The following is a 21,693-nucleotide window of genomic DNA, read 5'->3' as shown; positions in this document are numbered from 1 at the left end:
CACGCCTGAGCGGGTGCTTCAAGCACACCGCTCTGCCAAGCCCTGGTGGGTCAGCCCAGCTGATCAGCCAGGGCTTTTTCTATGCGGCGCATTTGTCGTGCCAGAACCTGTCGGCGCAGTTTGAGCTGCAGCAAAGACAGATTCGCCTGCTCCAGCCGCTCACACGCCTCCATCAACTTCCTTGCCTCCAGCATTCGCGCGGCGCTGAGGATCTTGTGTGCCTGTTCGGCGATCGCTTGCGCTTGCTGCTGCGGATCGAGCGCCATGAGCGCGGCAAAGTCATCGTGCAAACTCTGCAGCAGGATAGTCAGTAGGCGCCTGCGGTCCTGCGGCTTATCACCCACCACTGAGGCCAGCCCAGACAAGCAGAAGTGGCGGTTCAGCGGTGCCGGTGCTGCTGTGCCAATTGCAGGCGTAACGCTGGCCAGGCGCTGGCTCAAGGAACGTAGGCTGATAGGTTTGAGCAGGCAGTCATCCATGCCCGCATCCAGGCATTTTTGCCGCACCTCAGGCTGGGCATTGGCGGTATAGCCAAGGATGATGCAACGCGACCTTGCGCCCGCCTGCTCCTCGGCACGTATAGCCCGGGCGACTTGGTAGCCGCTCAAGTGCGGCATATTGCAATCGAGGATCAACACGTCGAAATCTCGTTCACGCCATCGGTCAAGGCCTTCACGGCCATCGCTTGCGGTGGTGTGGCCAAGACCCAGGAAGTTCAATTGCTGCGCCATCAGCAGCAAGTTCGCCGGATGGTCGTCAATGACCAGAATGCTCAGGCGCGCATCAGGCACCTCGACCTCAGGTTCCTCCGGGCCTACTGGCAGCGCGGCCTCGACCTGTTGTAGGGGCATCAGCAGGCGCACTTGGGTGCCGACATCTTGTAGGCTCTTGAGCGTCAGGCTGCCGCCCATCATTTCACAGAGGTTGCGGCTGATTGCCAGCCCCAGCCCCGTGCCTGCGCGAGCGCCTTCGCTGTGGGCGTTGGCCTGGACGAATGGATTGAACAGCCGCTGCACCTCGTCATCGGCGATACCGATGCCGCTGTCGCGCACTTCCAGATCCAGCGTTGGCCCGCTCATCGCATCCTGATGCGTTAAGGCAACGCTGATGCGCACCTGGCCGTGCTCAGTGAACTTGATGGCATTGCTCACCAGGTTGGACAGCACTTGTTTGAAGCGCAGGGGGTCGAGCAACACATGGCAGCGAGCACTCGAATCGATCATCAACTGCAACGCCAGGCCTTTCTGCCGCGCCTGGCCCTCGAACACCCGCGCCACTGATTCGATCACACTGGTCAGGTTTACCGGCTCCGGCAGCAGTGACAAGTGGCCCGATTCGATCCTGACGATGTCGAGGATATCGCCAATCAGCCCCAGTAAGTCCTTCGCCGACTGATAGGCGACTTCGATCGCCGGTTTGTCCAGGCGGCCTTGCTCGGCATGCTCGACCGCCAACTCAAGCATGCCGATCACTGCGTTCATAGGGGTGCGGATTTCATGGCTGATGGTCGCCAGAAACGTGCTCTTGGCGCGGTTGGCGTCGTCGGCCTGTTTCTTCGCCAGGCGCAGTTCCTCGATCAGCTTGCGTCGATCACTGATATCGATCCAGCCACCGATGATGCCTTGCAGCTCACCCAACGAATCTCTGAAGGGGAGCACCCAGTGATAGATCGTCAGCTCGCGATCGTTGATGCAAATCTGTCGATCAACGATCAATGGCACGCCGGCTTGCATCACGTGCTGATAGTCGGCCTGGATCTGCTGGGTATGCTCATGATTACTACACAGGCTATCTTCCAGGCGCTTGCCGATGACGTCTGTGGCGCAAGCCTGCACTGCCTCCAGATAACTGTCGTTGCACGATTGCAGACGGCCTTCACGGTCACGTACGAACAGTGGGTGCGGCGTTCCATTGAGCAGCGCACTCATGAATTCGAGTTGATCATTGAGGGCCTTTTCGGCTTGTTGGCGCTGTTTAATCTGGCGGCGCAGTCGCGCATTCCAGAGCAACGCCAGTAGCAGCAGTAGGCAGAAGCCTATGACGATTTGAATCGCCAACTGCCGGTATTTTCGCCAATAGACGTCGTCGTGGTTGGTGTAGCCTCGCCAGCGGTTATTGATCACACCGAGCTCTTCGGGCGAGATGCTCATCAGCGCCTTGTCGAGGATCGATGCCAGCAGTTGCGCCTGCAGGGTCGTGGCCATGGAGAAGCTGGCGGGCTCCGTACCGACTGTGCTGCGGATGATCAGCTCGGAACTGTTGGCCAGCGCGTGATTGGCATCGATCATTGTGGTGATTGCGGCGTCGACAGCGCCACTACTGAGCAGCGCCATGGAGAAATACGGGCTTTCGGTTTCGATCGCCATGACTTGGGGGTGCTGCTCGGAAAGCAGTTCGGCGACTGTGCTGTCACGGGTTACCGCAACGCGTTTTCCCGCCAACTGCTCCAAAGCAGGGGGCGTATCGCTGTCGGCCCGGGTGAGCAGCACGAAGGCGCTCTCCAGGTAGGGGCGGCTGATGCGCAGCTTGCTGTCGCGTTCTTGCTGTTTGGAGATGGCTGCAATGACGTCGGCGCGACCGTCTTCGAGCCGGGTGATCATGTCGCTAAGGCTACTGGACTTCTGAATTTCAAAACGCAGACCGGTACGTAGGCGCAGCAGCTCCAAGAGGTCAGCGGTGATGCCACGAAACTGGCCATTGCTGTCAACGTACGACATGGGCGCGGCAGTTTCATCGATCACCACGCGCATTACGGGATGTTGTGACAGCCATTGCTCTTCGCGCCGCGTAAGTTGCAGTTTACGTTCGCTCAACAGTGTGTCGCTGCCTGCACTCCAGCGTTTGAGGATGTTGGTGCGCACGGTGCTGGGCTGGCTATCGAGTACGGCATCGATCAGCGTCTTGAGCATGGTGTCGTCGCTGCGCATGGCAAAACTGAAACCAAAGGCCTCATGTTTGCCGAAGGCCGCCATGCGCAGGCGCGGCAGGTGTCCCCGATTGAGCTGGTAATGGGTGGATATGGTATCGCCGATGAACACGTCGGCCTGACCAAAGGCCACGGCGTTCAGTGCTTGGGTGGAGGATCCGAATGTCTGCAAGGTCGACTTGGGATAGGCTTGATTCACGCCTTTAGCTGGCAGGTAGTGATAGAGCATGCTCAGGCGCATGCCTTCGAGCCCAGCGTCCAGCGAGCGTTGTTCGTTTTCGCGGGTCACCAGCACCGGCTGGTCTATTGCGTAGGGTCGCGAGAGGGCCAGGCCAGCGCTGGCGGCTTCATAGCCATTGGCACTGCCGAGCATATCGATTTGCCCTTGTTTAAGGGCCTCAACCGCTGCATGACGGCTAGGGAAGCCCAGCACCCGCACAGGGAGTTGCAGGGCGCTACCGATCAGCCCGGCGTATTCGGCAGTGAGCCCTTGGTAGTCACGGCCGCCGCTGGTGATGTCGAACGGGGCGTAATCTGGAAAGGATGTGCCGAGGGTCAAGGTCTGCTTGTTCTTGAGCCATTCTCTTTGTTCGTTCGACAGGGCCGGGTGCATAGCATTGGCGGTCGACCGTGTGAGCAGGGTATAGGATACGACGTCACGCTGGACGACCTGTGCCTGCCCGGTGCTGAAGACCAAGCTAAGCATCAGTAAGGCTAAGTACCGCGCCATTGCCAACCTCAGACCAGCGCGTTGCGTTTTGCCACGTCGATCAGGTCCACCAGGCTGGCGACCTGGAGTTTCTGCATGAGGCGTTTTTTATAGGTGCTAACGGTCTTGTTGCTGAGAAACATGCCTTTGGCTATGTCTTTGTTGCTCTTTCCCTGGGCGAAAAGTTGCAGCACCATCAGTTCTCTATCATTAACTTGTCGGAAAAGGTGTATGTCGGAACTGGTTTTTTCCAAGTCGCCGTGGAGCGCCTGGCTGGGAAAGTAGTTGTAACCGGAAAGTACCGCTTTGATTGCACTGACCAGCTCAGTCAGGTCTTCTTGTTTGCACACATAGCCTGAAGCGCCCGAATGCATGCAGCGCAGGGCGAACAAGGCGGGCGCTTGCGCGGTAAGGATCAGCACTTTGCTGGGCAACGCCATCGACTGGAAGCGTGACAGTACTTCCAGCCCATCTAGTTTGGGGATGGCGATGTCGAGAATCACCAGGTCAGGCCGTGCTTCACGAATCAGTTGCATGGCGTCGACGCCATTGTCCGATTCACCCACGATCCTGTAACTCTGATTTTCCAGCAGCATACGCACTGCTAACCGTATAACGGGATGATCGTCGACAATAAATATGGATTGCATATTCAACTTTCCATGGGCAGGTGTCTGAAACAGTGAGCACCTTATCGCAGATGGAGGAGGTCGGACATGCAGGAAACGGCGTTGAGCCGTATATGGGAAATGGCCTACAGCAAAAGACTATTTGTCCTGCGAGAGCACCATCAAGATGTTTTGTTTTAACGACAGTCTGGTCATTTGCCAGGGAGATAACTTGGGTTGTTTATTTTGGTGATAGCAAGGTCGGACTTTTCCTTCAATGCGATTCGGCCAGCTTGCGCTGGCCGTGGTCGTCTCAAGTTGGGCTGGAGCGCCCGGTCATTTCGCAGGCCATCTCGCTGGCATAGCTGTCAGTCATTCCGGCGATGAAGTCGATCATGCGCAGGAATGCGTTGTGCAATGAGCCGTGAGGGTCGGGGGCATGATTGCCGATCAGGTCGAGGACGCGGCGGCTCTTGAACGACGGCGTACGTCCGCCGTGCTGTTCCAGTGCGGCGCCACAGAAGGCGTTGAGGAGGATTTCCAGGGTGGTGTAGGCGCCAATCTCATGCAGCGTCTTGCGCTTGTCCTGGAAGATCTTCTTGCGCGCCATGTCCTTGGCCTGCAGCACGCAACGTTTGGCCGGGCCGTGCATGTGCTCGACCAGATCGCCCGCCAGCCGGCCGCTTAGCAGGGCGGCCTGCTGCTCGACAAATGCCTGCGCAGCAGCGTTGGTCAAGTGCTCGATGGCTTTGCCGCGCAGAATGGCCAATTTGCGCCGACGAGAATCATTGGCGCCAAGTTGACGGTAGGTCTCTGGCAGGTCGTCACCGACCAGGTCGAGCAGCAGCGCCTCAACTTCGGCGTACTCCAGCAGCTCCATTTCCAGGCCGTCTTCCAGGTCAATCAGCGCATAGCAGATGTCGTCTGCCGCCTCCATCAGGTACACCAGCGGATGACGCGCCCAGCGCTGTTCTTCGAGTTGGGGCAGGCCAAGCTTGCGGGCGATTTGATCCATCAGCGCCAGCTCACTCTGGTAGCAGCCAAACTTGTGCTTCTTGTAGCCCAGGGCGTCGGCATGGCGCGAACTCCACGGGTACTTGAGGTAGGTGCCGAGCGTGGCATAGGTCAGGCGAGTGCCGCCGTCGAACTGGTGGTATTCCAGTTGCGTCAACACGCGAAACCCTTGGGCATTACCCTCGAAATTGAGGAAGTCGGCGCGCTGGTCGTCGCTCATATCATCCAGCCAGCCGCGTCCTGCGGCCTGTTGGAACCAGTAACGGATGGCGTCTTCGCCAGAGTGGCCGAACGGCGGGTTGCCGATATCGTGGGCCAGGCAGGCGGACTGCACGATCATGCCCAGGTCGCTCGGTTCGCACCAGTCGGGCAGATTCTGGCGCAAGGTTTCACCTACGCGCATGCCTAGCGAGCGGCCGACGCAGCTGACTTCCAGCGAGTGGGTCAGGCGGGTGTGGATGTGGTCGTTGCTGGACACCGGGTGCACCTGGGTCTTACGCCCCAGGCGGCGGAAGGCGCCGGAGAAGATGATGCGGTCGTGGTCCTTGTGGAAGGGGCTGCGCCCCAGTTCTTCCGGGCTGTAAAGGGCTTTGCCCAGGCGTTCGCGGGTCAGCAGGGTATGCCAGTCCAAGGCTCATTTCTCCCGTCGGATAATCGCCATAGCTTCCTGTTTCAGCGGCGCCCGCGCAAGCGGCGGGCGCAACTGATCAATGCCGCCGACCGTTTTGCAGGAATAGGCGTACCAGTGGGATCAGGCTACTGCCCAAACGCATCAAGCGAGAAAGGTTGCCGCTGCGCGCACCCTTGCCCGTCAAGAAACCCAGCGCAACCACTGCGCCAAGGCCCCACAACGGCGCGTGCTTGATTCCCAGGCCATCCTGCAACGAGCCGCCCATGCCGCGCAGGCGTCTGACCGGTTCGAGCAGTTGCGCCGACTCATGGCGAATTTCCTGGCGGTGCATTTCCAGGCGCAGGCGCAGCAACGCTTTGCGCAGCTCGCGCGGATTACGGGTGTTGGGGAGTTCGGGCAGGCTCATGGCAACAGGCGCTCCCTGTCCTTGGCGAGCTCCTCGAGGGTGGAGCTGAAAGGGGATGATTCATCGAACACGGCAGCCTTCAAGCGCAAGCCGCAGTAGACCGTTGCTGCGCCATAGAACACACACAGCCCGATGATGCCCGCCAGGCGATAGCTGTCCCACAACAGTACCAGCAGCAAGCCGGACAGCGCCGTCAGCAGCAACAAGGCAAACACCAGCGCCAACCCTGCAAACAGCAGCAGCTTGAGGGTGCGACCTTTCTGCTCTTGCAGTTCGATGCCGAACAGTTCGATATGGCTGTGCAGCAACCCAAGCATGGCCGCGCCCAGGCGTTTGCCAGAGGCGCCAGCTGTGATGGCCTCGTTATCCATGGGCACTCCTCAGCGCCGATTGGCCAGCAGGCCGATCAGCAAGCCGACGCCTGCGGCAATGCCAATGGCCTGCCACGGGTTTTCCTGGACGTACTCTTCGGCACTGGCCATTGCCGCCTGGCCACGCACGCGCACCGAATCCTGGGTCAGCTGCAGGCTTTCGCGGGCCTGCTCGAGGCGCTCGTGGATCTGCTCGCGCAGCTCATCAGCCTGGTCACCGGCCAGGTTGGCGGTGTCAGCGAGCAGTTTTTCGGTGTCGCGCACCAGTGCCTGGAAGTCAGCCATCAATATCTCTTGAGCAGTCTTTGCCGATTTGCTGGCCATTGGATCTCTCCCTGTTGATGTGTGTGGTTAATTCGAGTGACGCGGTGCAATGAAGGTTCAGTGCCAGTTGCTGGTATGGCGCTTGCTACGTCTGGGGGCGCAGCCGAGCGCCTGTGCGCCCAATTCGTGCGCCACGCCCGCGGATACCGCTAAACCTTAACCCAATCCACGACAAACCCAAGAAAAAACCACGCACGCTCTGCTCGCCTCACCGAAACGGGGCAGGGGAGTGGGCACCGATTCGGTGCAGGGATGCAGGTTCTTGAACTGTCCTGGTGCTTTTTCAGCAGGTCTGCCTACCTCATGGAAAACATGCACAGCGCGATGGACTCCCTGGTCCATGGCTCCAACACCCTGTTCCTTCTGCTGGGGGCCATCCTGGTCCTGGCGATGCATGCCGGCTTTGCGTTTCTTGAAGTCGGCACGGTGCGCCATAAGAACCAGGTCAATGCCTTGTCGAAGATCCTCAGCGACTTCGCCGTGTCGGCCCTGGTGTACTTCTTCGTCGGCTACTGGATCGCCTATGGCGTGAGCTTCCTGCAGCCAGCTGCGCAGCTCGCCAGCGATCACGGCTATGGCCTGGTCAAATGCTTCTTCCTGATTACCTTTGCCGCAGCCATACCGGCAATCATTTCCGGGGGCATTGCTGAACGTGCCCGCTTTGCCCCGCAGTTGTGTGCCACGGCGTTGATCGTGGCGTTGGTTTATCCGTTCTTCGAAGGCATCGTGTGGAATGGCAATCTGGGCATCCAGGCCTGGCTGCAGGCGCGCTTTGGGGCACCGTTCCATGACTTCGCCGGGTCGGTTGTGGTGCACGCGATGGGCGGGTGGCTGGCGCTGGCGGCGGTGCTGTTGCTGGGGGCGCGCCGCGGGCGCTATCGCGATGGCCGCCTGGTGGCGTTTGCGCCGTCGAGTATCCCCTTCCTGGCGCTGGGCTCGTGGATTCTGATCATTGGCTGGTTTGGCTTCAACGTGATGAGTGCGCAAAGCCTGCAGGGCATCAGCGGCCTGGTGGCGATCAATTCGCTGATGGCCATGGTCGGCGGCACGCTGGCCGCGTTGTGGGCAGGTCGCAACGACCCAGGTTTTTTGCACAACGGGCCGCTGGCCGGCTTGGTAGCGATTTGCGCTGGGTCCGACCTGATGCATCCGCTAGGCGCTTTGGCCACTGGCCTGGTAGCGGGGGTGCTGTTCGTCTGGTGCTTCACCGCTGCGCAGAATCGCTGGAAGATCGACGATGTGCTTGGGGTCTGGCCGTTGCATGGGCTGTGCGGGGTATGGGGTGGCATCGCCTGTGGCATCTTTGGCCAGGCTAGTCTGGGTGGCTTGGGTGGCGTCAGTCTGGTCAGCCAGCTGCTGGGCAGCCTGGCAGGTGTGCTGGTGGCATTGCTCGGGGGCTTTGCCGTGTATGGCCTGATCAAGGCGGTGCATGGCTTGCGCTTGAGCCATGAAGAGGAGTTCCAGGGGGCTGACCTGTCGCTGCATCGGATTGGCGCAACCAGCCAGGATTGATCGTGGTCAGGTGCACTTCGCGCGCTGTGGACCTAAAATAAGCATCCCTCCACAGCTTGCGCGGGACTTGCCATGCTGCCTGAATGCCAACTGTTCAGCACCCTCGGTTGCCACTTGTGTGAAGTGGCCGAAGCGGTGCTGATGCCCTTTGTCGAACACGGCTTGTTGGTGGAGCTTATCGACATCGCCGACGATGAATCGTTATTCGAACGCTATGGTTTGATCATTCCGGTGCTGCGTCGTTGTGATAACGGTGGCGAGCTGCGCTGGCCGTTCGATGCTGAACAGGTAGTGGCCTTCCTGCAGTAGCGATGGCTTGATTTGACGCAACCGCAGGTAACTCCGTATGCTGTATATAAATACAGTATTGGGGTGGCCGATGCTCAACGTCGAGCAATTGAAGTACAGCGTCAATCGGATGTCCCCGCAGAAGGTGGGTGACGCCGTGCTGGAGCTGCGCCTCGAAGGCTTGGTGACTGATGACCGAACGCCTTTCGGCAAAGTCCATTTCAACACCTGCTTCGCTGAAATCGAGGCCTTGTTCCAGCGTGCCGGGTTTCACCGGCCACTGGATGTGGTGGGCTATCAGGGCCAGGTTTATGCGCTCTATGATTCCGGCCGCTGGGAGGCTGTGCAGGTGCTGCGCTGGCTCAAGGCGCGCTGCGAAACCGCCGAGGCTGGTTGAGGGCCGGGGCTTGGGGGATAATGGCAACCCCTCGATTGCACGAGCCTGTCATGACCACACCGTTCGACCCCGCCCATCAGCAAGCCAGTACCGTCTGCCTTCCTCCGGGAAATTGGCCAACCGTACTCGAATGTTTGTGTGATCACTTCAAGGGCATCGCTCGTGAACAGTGGCTTGATCGCTTTGCCAGGGGACGGGTGCTCGATGCCCAGGGCCAGGCCATCCAGGCAGACCTGGCGTATCGTCGCGGTATGCGCCTGCATTATTTTCGCGAAGTGCCCAATGAGAAGCCGATCCCGGTAGAAGAAACCATCCTGCATCTGGACGATCATCTGGTGGTGGCCGACAAACCGCATTTTCTCCCGGTGACCCCCACCGGAGAGTACGTCGAGCAGACGCTGCTGCGCCGGCTGATCCGCCGTTTGGATAACCCGCACCTGGTGCCACTGCACCGCATCGATCGGCATACCGCAGGTTTGGTGCTGTTTTCGGCTAACCCGCAGACTCGCGGTGCCTACCAGCGGCTGTTCCCCGAGCGGCGCATCGACAAACGTTACCAGGCCATTGCTGCGGCGTTGCCGGCGCTTGAGTTTCCCTTGGTGCACCGCAGCCGTTTGGTGCATGGCGAACCGTTCTTTCGCATGCATGAAGTAGAGGGGGCGCCCAACAGTGAAACACTGGCGCAGGTGCTGGAGAAAAACGGTGAGCTGTGGCGCTATGGCTTGTCGCCGGTGACGGGTAAGACCCACCAGTTGCGGGTGCACATGGCAGCGCTGGGAGCGGGGATCTGTAACGATCCGTTCTACCCGCGGTTGCTGGAGGTGCAGGATGACTATCAGCAGCCGCTTAAGCTGCTGGCGCAGAGCCTGCGCTTTGAGGATCCCTTGAGCGGGGAAGAGCGGTATTTTGAGAGCCGGTTGGCGTTGGACTGGTAGATGGGGGGTGCGGCGCTGATTCTGGGGGCCGCTTCGCGGCCCATCGCAGACAAACCAGCGCCTACATAAATCGCAGGTGGGCCAGCTTATACGCTGCGATGGGCCGCCTATAGGCCCACAAGCTCAGCGGTTGAAGCGCTCTACCAGCGAGTATTGCGTACCTGCGGTACTGGTCAGCTCTTCGCTGAGTAGCGCCGAATGCTGCGCCTGCTCGGCGGTTTGGTCGGCCAGCTCGGCAATGGTGCTGATGTTGCGGCTGATCTCGTCGGCCACGGCGGTCTGCTCTTCGGTGGCAGCAGCGATCTGGGTCGCCATGTCGGTAATGTTGGCCACCGCTTCGCTGATACCCAGCAGCGCCTGGTCGGCCTGCATTACCCGCTCCACACCTTCCTGAGCCTGGCGATGGCCGTTCTCCATGGTCAGCACGGCGCTGCTCGCAGTCTGCTGCAGCTTGGCGATCAGGCTGTGAATCTGCCCAGTGGATTCGGCGGTGCGTTGCGCAAGTTGGCGTACTTCATCGGCGACTACGGCAAAGCCGCGGCCCATCTCGCCGGCCCGGGCGGCTTCGATCGCAGCGTTGAGGGCCAGCAGGTTGGTCTGGTCGGCAATGCCTTTGATCACGTCAACCACGCCACCGATCTCGTCACTGTCCTTGGCCAGTTGGGTCACGGTCAGGCCGGTCTCGCCCACGGCGCTCGACAGCCGCTCGATGGCATCGCGGGTTTCCCCGGCAATCTGCCGACCTTGGCTGGTCAGGCGATTGGCTTCCTGGGTGGCATCGGCCGTGCGCTGCACGTGGTTGGCCACTTCCTGGGTGGTGGCGGCCATCTGGTTGACGGCGGCGGCGACCTGTTCGGTCTCCACCCGTTGACGTTCCAGGCCCGAGGAGCTCTTGTGCGCCAACGCATCGGACTGACGGGCCTGATCGCTGAGGTGTTCGGCACTGTCTTGCAGGCGTGTCAGGCAGGTCTTCATCCGCGCGTCCTGGCTGAGCATGGCCATTTCCAGGCGGGCCTGTACGCCCCGGCTGTCGGTGAACATCTGCGCGATCAACGGATCGGAGGTGGTTTGTTCGGCCAGGCGCAGCAGCCGCTTGAGGCCGCGCTGCTGCCAGCTCAGACCGAGCAGGCCGAGCGGTACCGAGAGGCCCGCAGCCAGGGCGAAGCCCCAGGAATGCCCCAGCCAGTTTCCTATCAGGAAGCCGACCTGGCTGACCAGGATGAACGGCAGCCAGTCTTGCAGTACCGGCAGCCACTTATCGCGGCGCGGTATCGCCGACTTGCCCTGGTTGATGCGCTGGTACAACGCTTCGGCGCGGCGGATCTGTTCGGCAGTAGGCTTGACCCGCACCGATTCGTAGCCGACCACCTGATTGTTATCGAAGATCGGCGTGACGTAGGCGTTGACCCAGTAGTGATCGCCAGACTTGCAGCGGTTCTTGACGATGCCCATCCACGGCAGGCCCTGCTTGAGGGTCTGCCACATGTGGGCAAACACCGCAGGCGGCACGTCAGGGTGACGCACCAGGTTGTGCGCAGCACCGGTCAGCTCCTCGCGAGAGAAACCGCTGATCTCGATGAACGCATCGTTGCAGTAGGTGATCACACCCTTGGCGTTGGTGGTGGAGATCAACCGCTGTTGTGCAGGGAAAGTCCGTTCTCTCTGGGTAATCGGCTGGTTGTTACGCATGGGTCGTCAGGTCCGCAAGGCTTTCGATGGGTATCGGCAAGCCTCTGGTTTTATTGAATGAATATTTAACTTAGTTGATCTGGCGCAAGGGCTCGGTTGCTCACGTAAAGTAGCAAACACGTGCTTTTTGCAGCAGTTGGCGGCAATGTTACTGAATTATTCCAGATTTCTGACGCTCTGGTCGGATCATGACGCATTGCCCAGGCAAGGGCCAGCGCCGAGGCGCCGATTTGGGGCGGGGACAGGGGGCGCAGCGCGCCCCCTTAAGGCTCAGCTTGCGATCAGTTGGCGCAGTACGTAGTGCAAAATCCCGCCTGATTTGAAGTATTCAACTTCGTTAAGTGTATCGATCCGGCACAACACCTCGATCTGCTCCTGCTGGCCGTCTTCACGGGTGATGCGCAGCGTCAGGCTCATGCCCGGGCGAATTGTCGCGCCAGTGAGGCCCAGCAGGTCAATTTGCTCCTTGCCAGTCAGACCCAGGCTCTTGCGGGTTTGCCCGGCCTTGAACTGCAGGGCCAACACGCCCATGCCGATCAAATTGGAGCGGTGGATGCGTTCGAAGCTCTCCGCCAGCACGGCTTTGACCCCGAGCAAGTTGGTACCTTTTGCCGCCCAGTCGCGGCTGGAGCCGGTGCCGTATTCCTGGCCGGCAATCACCACCAGCGGCGTGCCTTCGGCCTGATAGCGCATGGCAGCATCGTAGATCGAGAGCTTCTCGCCGCTGGGCACATGCAGGGTGTTGCCGCCTTCCTCGCCGCCAAGCATTTCGTTGCGGATGCGGATGTTGGCGAAGGTGCCGCGCATCATCACTTCATGGTTGCCGCGGCGTGAGCCGTAGGAGTTGAAGTCACGAGGCTCCACGCCTTTGTCGCGTAGGTAGCGGCCAGCGGGGCTGTCGGCCTTGATGTTGCCGGCCGGGGAGATGTGGTCGGTGGTCACCGAGTCGCCGAGCAGGGCCAGCACGCGCGCGCCGTGGATATCGGCGATGGTCGGCAAAGGGCCGCCGATATCATCGAAGAATGGCGGATGCTGGATGTAGGTGGAGTCATCCTGCCAGACGTAGGTGGCCGCCTGCGGCACTTCGATGGCTTGCCACTGCGCATCGCCTGCGAAAACTTCGGCGTATTCCTTGTGGAACATGGCCGTATCGACTTTGGCCACAGCGTCGGCGATCTCCTGTTGGCTGGGCCAGATGTCGCGCAGGTACACCGGTTGGCCGTCTTTGCCGGTACCCAGCGGATCGCGGGTCAAGTCCAGGCGTACGCTGCCGGCCAGGGCATAGGCTACAACCAGGGGCGGGGAGGCTAGCCAGTTGGTCTTCACCAGCGGGTGCACCCGGCCTTCGAAGTTGCGGTTGCCCGACAGTACCGAGGCGACGGTGAGGTCGGCGCTGCCGATGGCTTTTTCGATGGCTTCATCCAAGGGGCCGGAGTTGCCGATACAGGTGGTGCAGCCATAACCCACCAGATCGAAGCCCAGTTGGTCCAGGTACGGAGTAAGACCAGCAGCCTTGTAGTAATCGGTGACGACCTTGGAGCCGGGAGCCAGCGAACTCTTGACCCAGGGCTTGCGCGTCAGGCCCTTTTCCACGGCCTTTTTCGCCACAAGCCCTGCCGCCATCATCACGCTGGGGTTGGAGGTATTGGTACAAGAGGTGATCGCCGCGATTACTACCGCGCCATCACGCAGGGTGTAGGTTTGCCCGCCATGGCTGAAATCGATCTCGCCGGCCTGATCGGCGTTGCCTACCGCCACGCCGCCGCCACCTTCGCTCTCCAGGCGGCCGACTTCTTTGGCCTGGGGTCTGGGTTGCAGATCGATGAAGCCGTTGAAGGCCTGGGCGACCTGCGACAGGGCAACCCGGTCCTGCGGGCGTTTAGGGCCAGCCAGGCTGGCCTCGACCTCGTGCATGTCCAGGGACAGGCTGTCACTGAACACCGGCTCCTGGCCAGGCAGGCGCCACAGACCTTGTTCTTTGCAATAGGCCTCTACCAGTTGCACGGTCTGTTCGGGACGCCCCGTGAGGCGCAGGTAATCCAGCGTGACTTGGTCGACCGGGAAGAAACCACAGGTTGCGCCGTACTCCGGGGCCATGTTGGCCAGGGTGGCGCGGTCGGCCAGCGGCAGCTGGGCCAGGCCATCGCCGTAGAATTCGACGAATTTGCCGACCACACCCTTCTTGCGCAGCATCTGGGTCACGGTGAGCACCAAATCGGTGGCGGTAATGCCCTCGCGCAGTTTGCCGGTCAGCTTGAAGCCGATCACTTCCGGGATCAGCATCGATACGGGTTGGCCGAGCATGGCCGCTTCCGCCTCGATCCCGCCGACGCCCCAGCCGAGTACGCCCAGGCCGTTGATCATGGTGGTATGCGAGTCGGTGCCGACCAGGGTGTCGGGGAAGGCATAGGTGCGACCGTCTTCTTCGCCAGTCCACACGGTGCGGCCGAGGTATTCGAGGTTGACCTGGTGGCAGATGCCGGTGCCCGGCGGCACTACACTGAAGTTGTCGAAGGCGCTCTGCCCCCAGCGCAGAAACGCATAACGCTCACCGTTGCGCTGCATCTCGATGTCGACGTTCTCGGCAAAAGCGTTTTGGCTGGCATAGCGATCGACCATCACCGAGTGGTCGATCACCAGGTCGACCGGTGACAGGGGATTGATCCGCTGCGGGTCGCCACCGGCCTTGGCCATGGCCGCACGCATAGCCGCCAGGTCGACCACCGCAGGTACGCCGGTGAAGTCTTGCATCAGCACCCGGGCAGGGCGGTATTGGATCTCGCGATCGGAGCGGCGATCCTTGAGCCACTGCGCCAGGGCTTGCAGGTCAGCGCCGGTAACGGTCTTGCCGTCTTCCCAGCGCAACAGGTTTTCCAACAGCACCTTGAGCGACATGGGCAGGCGCTGCAGATCACCCAACTGGCGGGCTGCGTCAGTCAGGCTGTAATAGTGGTAGACGCGGTCGCCTACGTGCAGGGTTTTGAGGGTCTTCAGGCTATCGAGCGAGGGCATTGCCAACTCCTTCTGCGCCGGTGCCCGGCCCCTCGTGAAGGCCGGTGTCACCGCTCTGTACCGGTCCGCACGGTACGGACCTGGCTGAATGGTCAGGTTAGACCGATTTCCCGGTCCCGACCCTGTACTGGACAGGCGGGGCATGTCGCAGGTTCCGATCTTCCTTTATCATCGCCGCCCTGCCGGTGCGTGACGTGCGCTGGATCAAGGCTGGCGGTACCCGCCAGCGATGTGGAGTGAGAAATGAATACCCTGTTCATGCATTGCCGGCCCGGTTTCGAGGGCGAGGTTTGCGCCGAGATCAGCGAACACGCCGCCCGCCTGGGCGTTGCTGGCTACGCCAAGGGCAAGCCGCAGAGCGCTTGCGCCGAGTTTGTCTGCACCGAGCCGGACGGTGCCGAGCGCCTGATGCGTGAACTGCGCTTCACGCAGTTGATTTTCCCGCGCCAGTGGGCGCGCGGCAGTTTTGTCGAGTTGCCAGAAACCGACCGCATCAGCGTGCTGCTCGAACACCTGGCGGATGCGCCGGTTGCCGGTAGCCTGTGGCTGGAAGTGGTCGACAGCAACGACGGCAAGGAGCTGTCGACCTTCTGCCGCAAGTTTGAAGTGCCACTGCGCAAAGCCCTGGAAAAGGCTGGGCGCTTGGTCGACGACGCCAACCGTCCGCGCTTGCTGCTGACCTTCATCAGTGGTCGCCGGGTGTTTGTCGGTGTATCGGAGGCGAACAATTGCGCGCTGTGGCCGATGGGTATCCCGCGCTTGAAGTTCCCCCGGGAAGCGCCGAGCCGTTCGACGCTCAAGCTGGAAGAGGCATGGCATCAGTTCATCCCGCGGGATCAGTGGGAGCTGCGCCTGCACGATGACATGACCGGGGTCGACCTTGGCGCATCGCCAGGTGGCTGGACCTACCAGCTGGTCAAGCGCGGCATGCTGGTGACCGCCATCGACAATGGCCCGATGGCTGAAAGCTTGATGGACACTGGCCTGGTGCAGCATTTGATGGCTGATGGCTTTACCTGGCAGCCCAAGCAGATGGTCGACTGGATGGTCTGCGATATCGTCGAGAAGCCTGCGCGCAGTGCGGCGCTGATCGAGACATGGCTGGGTGAGGGGTTGTGTCGTGAGGCGGTGGTCAACCTCAAGCTGCCGATGAAGCAGCGCTACGTCGAGGTGCGGCGCTTGCTCGATCGTATCGAGGAGGGCTTCAAGGCGCGCAAGATCAAGGTTTCGATCGCCTGCAAACAGCTGTATCACGACCGCGAGGAAGTTACCTGCCATTTGCGCAGGCTCGATCTCAAGCCGCGTAATGGCGCGGCTTGATCACGCGCTGACTCAGCGCTTGCCGAGGATCTTGCCGAGCGTTTCCGGGCGTGGGGCGCCTTGCTGGCTTTGCAGGCGTCCCTGTTCGTCCAGGTAGAAGATGGCCGGGGTGGCTGCCAGCCCCAGTTCTTCCATCAATGCCAGGTTGCTGTCGAGCTGTTTCTGCACGTTCTCGGGGATTTTATCCAAGGCTTTGAGGCTGCTGGCTTTGCCGGCTTTCTCATGCTGTTGCAGCGCCTTGGCCGGGTCTTTGGCGGCCAGTAGCGCAGCCGATTTGCCAGGGCTGTCCTCGCGAATGATGCCGACCATGATGTGACGTAACTGCACCTTGCCAGACTCGACCCAAGGGCGTGCCTGCTGCCAGAACATGTTGCAGTAAGGGCAGTTGGGGTCGCTGAACAGATACACAGTGCGCGGTGCGTCGGGCTTGCCGTCGGCGATCCAGGCGGTCTTCTCCATTTTCGCCCAGATGGCCTTGCTCATCGGCGCATACACCAGCTTTTCCAGCGGCTCGGCGCTGAGGTCCTGGCCCTGCTCGTCGAACAGACTGCCGACCAGTACATGCTTGCCGTCGGGTGTCAGGTACAGGGCAATGCCGTTGTTCTGGTATTCAGCGGCATAGCCGCGCAGGCCGTTGGGCGCGTCGAAGCTACCCTTGATCACTGCGCCCTTGGCTTGTAGTTGCTTGATTGCCTGGGGCAGTTCCTCGGCGTGCAGCAGCGGGGCTGCCAGCAGGGCGAGGGTCAGTGGCAGGAGCGCATTCAATCGCATGTCAATTTCCTTTTACGGCAGAGGCGGGCGGGTTGGCCCGCTCGAAGGGTTCCAGGGCGTGGTGCAGGCTGGCGCGGGACAGTTCACCCAGGTGGCTGCCGACCAGTCGCCCTTCGGCGTTGTAGAACAAAGTGGTGGGCAGGGCCATGGAGCCGACCCGCTGGGCCAGTAGGCCGCTGCCATCGAACAGGACGTGGGTCAGGCTCAGGCCAGTGGTTGCCAAAAAGGTGCTGACGTTCTCTGGTGTCTCGCCCTGGTTGACGAACAAGAAGGTCACATGCGGATAGTCGTGCTGGGCTTGCTGGAGCACCGGCATTTCACGTCGGCACGGCGGGCACCAGGTCGCCCAGATATTGATCACCAGTGGCTTGCCGCGGTAGTCGTGCAGGGCCATGGATTTGCCAGCGGCGGTGCGCAAGGTCAGGTCAGGCAGCTCGGTACCCTTGCTGTACAGGTGGCTACCCAGGCTCGCTAGCACCCAGAACAGTGCGCCACTGGCCAGCGCCCAGCCCAGTGGCTGGCGCAAGCCGGGCTGGCGCCAGCCCTGCCAGAGGGTGCCAAGGACGATCCCGACCAGGCCGCCCCAGAACAGAAAACCGCCATCGCGAATATCGATGATCTGCAGCGGTTCGTCGCGGTACATCGGCCAGTAGAGCAGAACGAAGCCTAGGCGCGCGCCGAGCAACCCCAAAAGGAACAGGTTGAACAGCGCCGACTCAGGACTTTGCCCGCCGCGCCGGGCGACCCACCAACCGACCACGCAGGCAATGCCGAGCGCTGCGAGCAGCAACAGGTGGTTCAGGGCCATGGTCAGCGGCCCAAGGGTTACGGTCAGCATCAGCCTTGGCTCCTGGTCTGTGCCCAATGTTGCAGAAAACCGCTCGCATCCACTTCACCGGTGATGCGCCGCGCACGGCGCTCGTTCCCTTCTGGGCCGATCCAGATCAGGCTTGGCGGACCGGGCACCTGATAGCGTTGCAGCAGTGCCCGGCTAGCTGGGCTGTCGGCGGTTACGTCCAGGCGCAGCAGGTGCACACCGGCCAGGCTGTTGAGCACATCGGCCCGGGCGAAGACCTGTTTCTCCATGACCTTGCACGACACGCACCAGTCGGCATAGTAGTCGACCAGCACCCATTGGCCACGGCCCTTGGCGGCATCCAGTTCGCGTTGCAGGTCTTCGGGTCGGCTGACAGTGATGAAGGCATCCTCGGCCTTAGCCGCAGCCGGCGTATTGCTGCCGGCGAACGGCTGCAAGGGTTGCCACAGGTCGCTACTGCCAGCAGCGGCGCCAACCAGCAATAGTCCGCCCCACAGTGCGCCGAGCAAGGGAATCGCACGCAGCGCAGGCAGACGCTGCAGGGCGGGCCAAGTCGCCCAGCCCAGGGCGATCAACCAGCTGCCGCTAAGGCCCAGCAGCAGTGGAGCGGGCAGCAGGGTGCGCACGGTGTACAGCGCCATGGCCAGGAACACGAAGCCGAACAGACCTTTGACCAGGTTCATCCAGGCGCCTGGGCGTGGCAGATAGCGGTTGCCCAAGGTCACCAGCAACAGCAGTGGCACACCCATGCCCAAGCCCAGGCTGAACAGTACCAGCGCGCCATGCAGCACATCGCCACTCTGCGCGATGTAGAGCAGCGCACCGGCCAGCGGCGCGGTCATGCATGGCCCCATCAGCAAGCCGGACAGCGCACCGAGCAGCGCCGCGCCGTACAGGTTGCCGCCACGCGTGCCTTGCCCTGCGCGATCGAGGCGGTCGCGCAGGGCCGTGGGCAATTGCAGCTCGAAAGCGCCAAACATGGGCAACGCGAGCAGCACGAACAGCCCGGCCAGGCTGCCCAACAGCCAGGGTTGTTGCAGCCACGCTTGCAGGCTGGCGCCCAGCAGTGCGGCGACTACGCCCAGGCCTGCGTAGACCAGCGCCATGCTCAGCACATAGACCCCCGCCAGCAGCCAGCCACGCCGGGCGCTGGCGCCGTTGCCCAGGACCAGCCCCGCCAGGATCGGCAGCATTGGCAGCGAGCAGGGGGTGAACGCCAGCAGCAGGCCCAGGCCGAAGAAGGCCAGCAGACCCCAGAGCAGATTGTCCTGCTGCAGGTTGCTGGCTAGGGCCTGGTCGCTGGCTTGGTCGGCGACTGTTGCGCTGCTGCTGTTGCCTAGATCGATGGCGGTCGTTTGCGGCGGGTAGCACAGGCCGGCATCAGCGCAGCCCTGCCAGCCCAGGCGCAGCTGGCCGCTGGCTTCGGCCGGCAACAGCAGTTCAAGCTCGCTGCGGTAGATCGCGCTGTCGCCGAAGAACTCGTCGTGATGGTTCAGCGCGGCTGGCAGTTGCGGGTGTTGGGCGGGAGGCAGGCCGTCGAACTTCAGCCGTTTCTGATAGAGGTAGTAGCCTTCCTTGATCTGGAAATGTACGCGCATCTGGCCTGATGGCAGGCGGTCGTGGGTGAGGACGAACGCTTGGTTGACGGGCAGGAAGTCAGGTTTGACGTCGAACGGATTGGCCTGCAGAGGCCCCGCCAGCAGAAAGGTCAGGATGATCAGGAAAACGCGCATGTCTTGGCCTTGGTAATGCAGATAAGCGGCCATGCTGGCCTGGGCCGATTAACCGAGAGTTAACCCGGAATTACTCACCTATTGATTCGGGGGAGTTACTCATGCGCCCTGAGCGGCAATGGCGGATGCCCAGCCGCGACGAACCGCGTACCAGCGGTCATAATCCTCACTTAATCACCTTGTGGCGCAATACTCACCCCCCTATTGGAGACCACCCCATGCACGTACTGCTCTGCGAGGACGACGACCTGATCGCCAGTGGCATCTGCGCGGGCCTCACCGCCCAGGGTCTGACCGTGGATCGGGTGGCCAATGCTTCTTCGGCGCAGGCGTTGCTCAAGGCCGCGCAGTTCGATGTGATGATCCTCGACTTGGGGCTGCCTGACGAAGATGGCCTGAAGCTTCTGCGCCGCTTGCGTCAGCAAGGCGAGACGCTGCCGGTCTTGGTGCTGACCGCCCGCGATGCCGTGACCGACCGGGTCGACGGGCTGCAGGCCGGTGCCGACGATTACCTGCTCAAGCCGTTCGACCTGCGCGAATTGGCCGCCCGCTTGCACACTCTGATGCGGCGCATGGCTGGGCGTGCGGTCAACATCATCGAGCACGGTCCTCTGCACTATGACCCCAGCAGTTGCGAAGCGACCCTGGCCGGCCAACCGGTAGACCTGTCGCGGCGCGAGCAGGCCTTGCTCCAGGCGCTGCTGCAGAATCCGGGGCGAGTGCTCTCCAGCGAACAACTCAAGGATTGCGTCTACGGCTTCAGCGATGAGGTAGAGAGCAATGCGCTGAACGTTCACATCCATCACCTGCGGCGCAAGCTTGGCAACAGCATCGTCGAGACCGTTCGCGGCCTCGGCTATCGCCTGGGCCCGGCGCAGGCACCTGAAGAGATTGCCCCATGAGCTTGCGTGTGCGTCTGTCGCTGATCCTGGGCAGCGCTTTCATCCTGATCTGGGCGCTGGCGGCGGCGTGGATGTTGCGCGACCTGCGCCAGCAGATGATGTTTTCCCTCGACCAGCGCCTGGTGGCCTCGGCGCGCATGGTCGCCGGGCTGATCGACCAGCTGCCGCAACCGCTGGCGGCCAAGGGCGAGGATGCGCACTTTTCCGCCGATCAGCTCAGCGTACCGGATGGCATGGCCTGCCAGGTCAGCTCGCTGCGCGGCGAGATCCTCGCCAGCAATCACAAGCACGACGGCGCCATGGATGACCAGCGCAGCGGCTTTCGCGATCAGACCATCGATGACGCCCGCTGGCGCACCTTCACCTACAACCATGGCGATGTGCGCATCACCACCGCTGACCGTCACCAGGAGCGAGAGGCACTGAACCAGTCGATCCTGCTGGCCGCCTCGGCACCGGTGCTGATGGCGCTGCTCGGTAGTCTCGGTTTGCTCTGGATCGGCCTGGGCAAGGGCCTGGAGCCGCTCAATCGAATGCGCGATGCCTTGCGCAAGCGACGTGCCGATAGTGTCGAGCCGTTGCAGGTGGCGGGTATGCCCAGCGAGCTGCAGCCCTTGCTCGAAACCCAGAACCAGTTGTTCTTGCGGATCGCTCAGACGCTTGAGCGTGAGCGGCGCCTGACGGACGACGCCGCCCACGAGCTGCGCAGTCCGCTGACCGCGATCAAGACCCACCTGCAAGTGGCGCAGATGACCGACGGCGTCGTGCGTGATCAGGCCCTGGCGCATGCCGAGCAGGGCGCAGATCGCATGCATCGCACCTTGGAGCAGTTGCTGCTGCTGGCCCGGGTAGAGGGCAGCCTGTCCTTCGACGATGGCGTGCAGTGCAGTGCCGAGCAGGTCGCACGCCAAGCCGTGCAGGATGCCGGTGGGGGGGATAACCGGCGGATCATTGTGCGCTTGCCGGAAGACGCCACCCGGATCTACCTCGGTATGCCGGCACCGCTGGCGGTGGCGGCGCTGCGCAATCTGCTCGACAACGCCCTGCGTCATGGCGGGGATGCGCCCGTGGAGCTGGAGTTGCAGATGGCCGATGGGCAGGTCGGCTTCATGGTTCGCGACCATGGCCCAGGGATCAAGGACGGTGATCTTGAGCACCTGACTGAACGCTTCTGGCGCAACAGCCAGAGCGGTGGCTGTGGCTTGGGCTTGGCGATCGTTCAGGCGATTGTCCAGCGCTGCGCCGGTAGTTTGCGCTTTGACAGCCGCAGCGATGGCTTGCGGGTCTGGCTGCAGGTGCCCGCACGTTCGGGACACTGATCGTCAGCA

18 protein-coding genes are annotated in these 21,693 nt (G+C 61.9%); 7 read left to right on the top strand and 11 right to left on the bottom strand.

What is annotated here, in order from left to right; genetic code table 11:
* Positions 1-50: 50 nt before the first annotated feature.
* The 6 genes from HU737_RS13985 to HU737_RS13960 all read right to left on the bottom strand — a co-directional run bounded on the left by HU737_RS13985 (position 51) and on the right by HU737_RS13960 (position 6,989).
* Entirely contained in the window at positions 51-3,656 is a 3,606-nt protein-coding gene (locus HU737_RS13985; protein ID WP_186556290.1) for a transporter substrate-binding domain-containing protein, read from the bottom strand.
* 8 nt (positions 3,657-3,664) lie between these two features.
* The gene (locus HU737_RS13980) at positions 3,665-4,285 is read right to left on the bottom strand and encodes a response regulator transcription factor (RefSeq protein ID WP_186556291.1); all 621 of its coding nucleotides are present in this window, start codon (positions 4,283-4,285) and stop codon (positions 3,665-3,667) included.
* Between the two features lie 271 nt (positions 4,286-4,556).
* Complete coding sequence (locus HU737_RS13975) at positions 4,557-5,888, bottom strand: deoxyguanosinetriphosphate triphosphohydrolase (RefSeq protein WP_186556292.1); 1,332 nt, start codon at positions 5,886-5,888, stop codon at positions 4,557-4,559.
* A gap of 76 nt (positions 5,889-5,964) precedes the next feature.
* Positions 5,965-6,294 carry a hypothetical protein gene (locus HU737_RS13970; protein WP_186556293.1) on the bottom strand — a complete coding sequence of 110 codons (330 nt, stop codon included), beginning with the start codon at positions 6,292-6,294 and terminating at the stop codon, positions 5,965-5,967.
* Positions 6,291-6,665 carry a phage holin family protein gene (locus tag HU737_RS13965; RefSeq protein WP_186556294.1) on the bottom strand — a complete coding sequence of 125 codons (375 nt, stop codon included), beginning with the start codon at positions 6,663-6,665 and terminating at the stop codon, positions 6,291-6,293. The genes HU737_RS13970 and HU737_RS13965 overlap by 4 nt, the downstream gene beginning before the upstream one ends.
* 9 nt (positions 6,666-6,674) lie before the next feature.
* A complete protein-coding gene (locus HU737_RS13960; RefSeq protein WP_186556295.1) occupies positions 6,675-6,989 on the bottom strand; it encodes an ElaB/YgaM/YqjD family protein in 315 nt (104 codons plus the stop codon).
* Positions 6,990-7,292: 303 nt separating this feature from the next.
* Between HU737_RS13960 and HU737_RS13955 the strand changes: the two genes are divergently transcribed.
* From HU737_RS13955 to HU737_RS13940, 4 genes are all read left to right on the top strand, one after another.
* Positions 7,293-8,501, top strand: coding sequence for an ammonium transporter (locus tag HU737_RS13955; RefSeq protein WP_186556296.1), 1,209 nt, complete (start codon positions 7,293-7,295; stop codon positions 8,499-8,501).
* Between the two features lie 72 nt (positions 8,502-8,573).
* A complete protein-coding gene (locus HU737_RS13950; RefSeq protein WP_186556297.1) occupies positions 8,574-8,810 on the top strand; it encodes a glutaredoxin family protein in 237 nt (78 codons plus the stop codon).
* Positions 8,811-8,880: 70 nt separating this feature from the next.
* Positions 8,881-9,186, top strand: a complete 306-nt coding sequence (locus tag HU737_RS13945) for a transcriptional regulator (RefSeq protein ID WP_186556355.1) — start codon at positions 8,881-8,883, stop codon at positions 9,184-9,186.
* Between the two features lie 50 nt (positions 9,187-9,236).
* Positions 9,237-10,121 (top strand): pseudouridine synthase, encoded by an 885-nt coding sequence (locus tag HU737_RS13940; RefSeq protein ID WP_186556298.1) that lies wholly within the window; start codon positions 9,237-9,239, stop codon positions 10,119-10,121.
* A 123-nt stretch (positions 10,122-10,244) separates the two neighbouring features.
* Here the strand turns inward: HU737_RS13940 and HU737_RS13935 are convergent, their stop codons facing one another.
* Together HU737_RS13935 and acnA are read right to left on the bottom strand one after the other, a co-directional pair.
* The gene (locus HU737_RS13935) at positions 10,245-11,810 is read right to left on the bottom strand and encodes a methyl-accepting chemotaxis protein (protein ID WP_186556299.1); all 1,566 of its coding nucleotides are present in this window, start codon (positions 11,808-11,810) and stop codon (positions 10,245-10,247) included.
* 270 nt (positions 11,811-12,080) lie between these two features.
* Positions 12,081-14,822 carry an aconitate hydratase AcnA gene (gene acnA, locus HU737_RS13930; protein WP_186556300.1) on the bottom strand — a complete coding sequence of 914 codons (2,742 nt, stop codon included), beginning with the start codon at positions 14,820-14,822 and terminating at the stop codon, positions 12,081-12,083.
* Between the two features lie 243 nt (positions 14,823-15,065).
* Between acnA and rlmM the strand changes: the two genes are divergently transcribed.
* Complete coding sequence (rlmM, locus tag HU737_RS13925) at positions 15,066-16,142, top strand: 23S rRNA (cytidine(2498)-2'-O)-methyltransferase RlmM (protein ID WP_186556301.1); 1,077 nt, start codon at positions 15,066-15,068, stop codon at positions 16,140-16,142.
* A 12-nt stretch (positions 16,143-16,154) separates the two neighbouring features.
* Here the strand turns inward: rlmM and dsbG are convergent, their stop codons facing one another.
* From dsbG to dsbD, 3 genes are read right to left on the bottom strand one after another with little or no spacing between them, the layout of a single operon-like run.
* On the bottom strand, positions 16,155-16,913 hold the full coding sequence (gene dsbG / locus HU737_RS13920; RefSeq protein WP_186556302.1) for a thiol:disulfide interchange protein DsbG: 759 nt from the start codon (positions 16,911-16,913) through the stop codon (positions 16,155-16,157).
* Position 16,914: 1 nt separating this feature from the next.
* A complete protein-coding gene (locus HU737_RS13915; RefSeq protein ID WP_186556303.1) occupies positions 16,915-17,751 on the bottom strand; it encodes a TlpA family protein disulfide reductase in 837 nt (278 codons plus the stop codon).
* Positions 17,751-19,463, bottom strand: a complete 1,713-nt coding sequence (gene dsbD, locus HU737_RS13910) for a protein-disulfide reductase DsbD (RefSeq protein WP_186556304.1) — start codon at positions 19,461-19,463, stop codon at positions 17,751-17,753. The genes HU737_RS13915 and dsbD overlap by 1 nt, the downstream gene beginning before the upstream one ends.
* Positions 19,464-19,681: 218 nt before the next feature.
* Here dsbD and HU737_RS13905 point away from each other — a divergent pair, with 218 nt between their 5' ends.
* Entirely contained in the window at positions 19,682-20,365 is a 684-nt protein-coding gene (locus tag HU737_RS13905) for a response regulator (protein WP_186556305.1), read from the top strand.
* Positions 20,362-21,684 carry an ATP-binding protein gene (locus HU737_RS13900; protein ID WP_186556306.1) on the top strand — a complete coding sequence of 441 codons (1,323 nt, stop codon included), beginning with the start codon at positions 20,362-20,364 and terminating at the stop codon, positions 21,682-21,684. Before HU737_RS13905 ends, HU737_RS13900 begins: the two co-directional genes overlap by 4 nt.
* Positions 21,685-21,693: the final 9 nt, after the last annotated feature.

The organism is Pseudomonas urmiensis (assembly GCF_014268815.2).
GTDB classification, from domain to species: domain Bacteria; phylum Pseudomonadota; class Gammaproteobacteria; order Pseudomonadales; family Pseudomonadaceae; genus Aquipseudomonas; species Aquipseudomonas urmiensis.
Note: the sequence above shows the minus strand (reverse complement) of the source record. Positions and strands in the feature narration are given on the sequence as shown.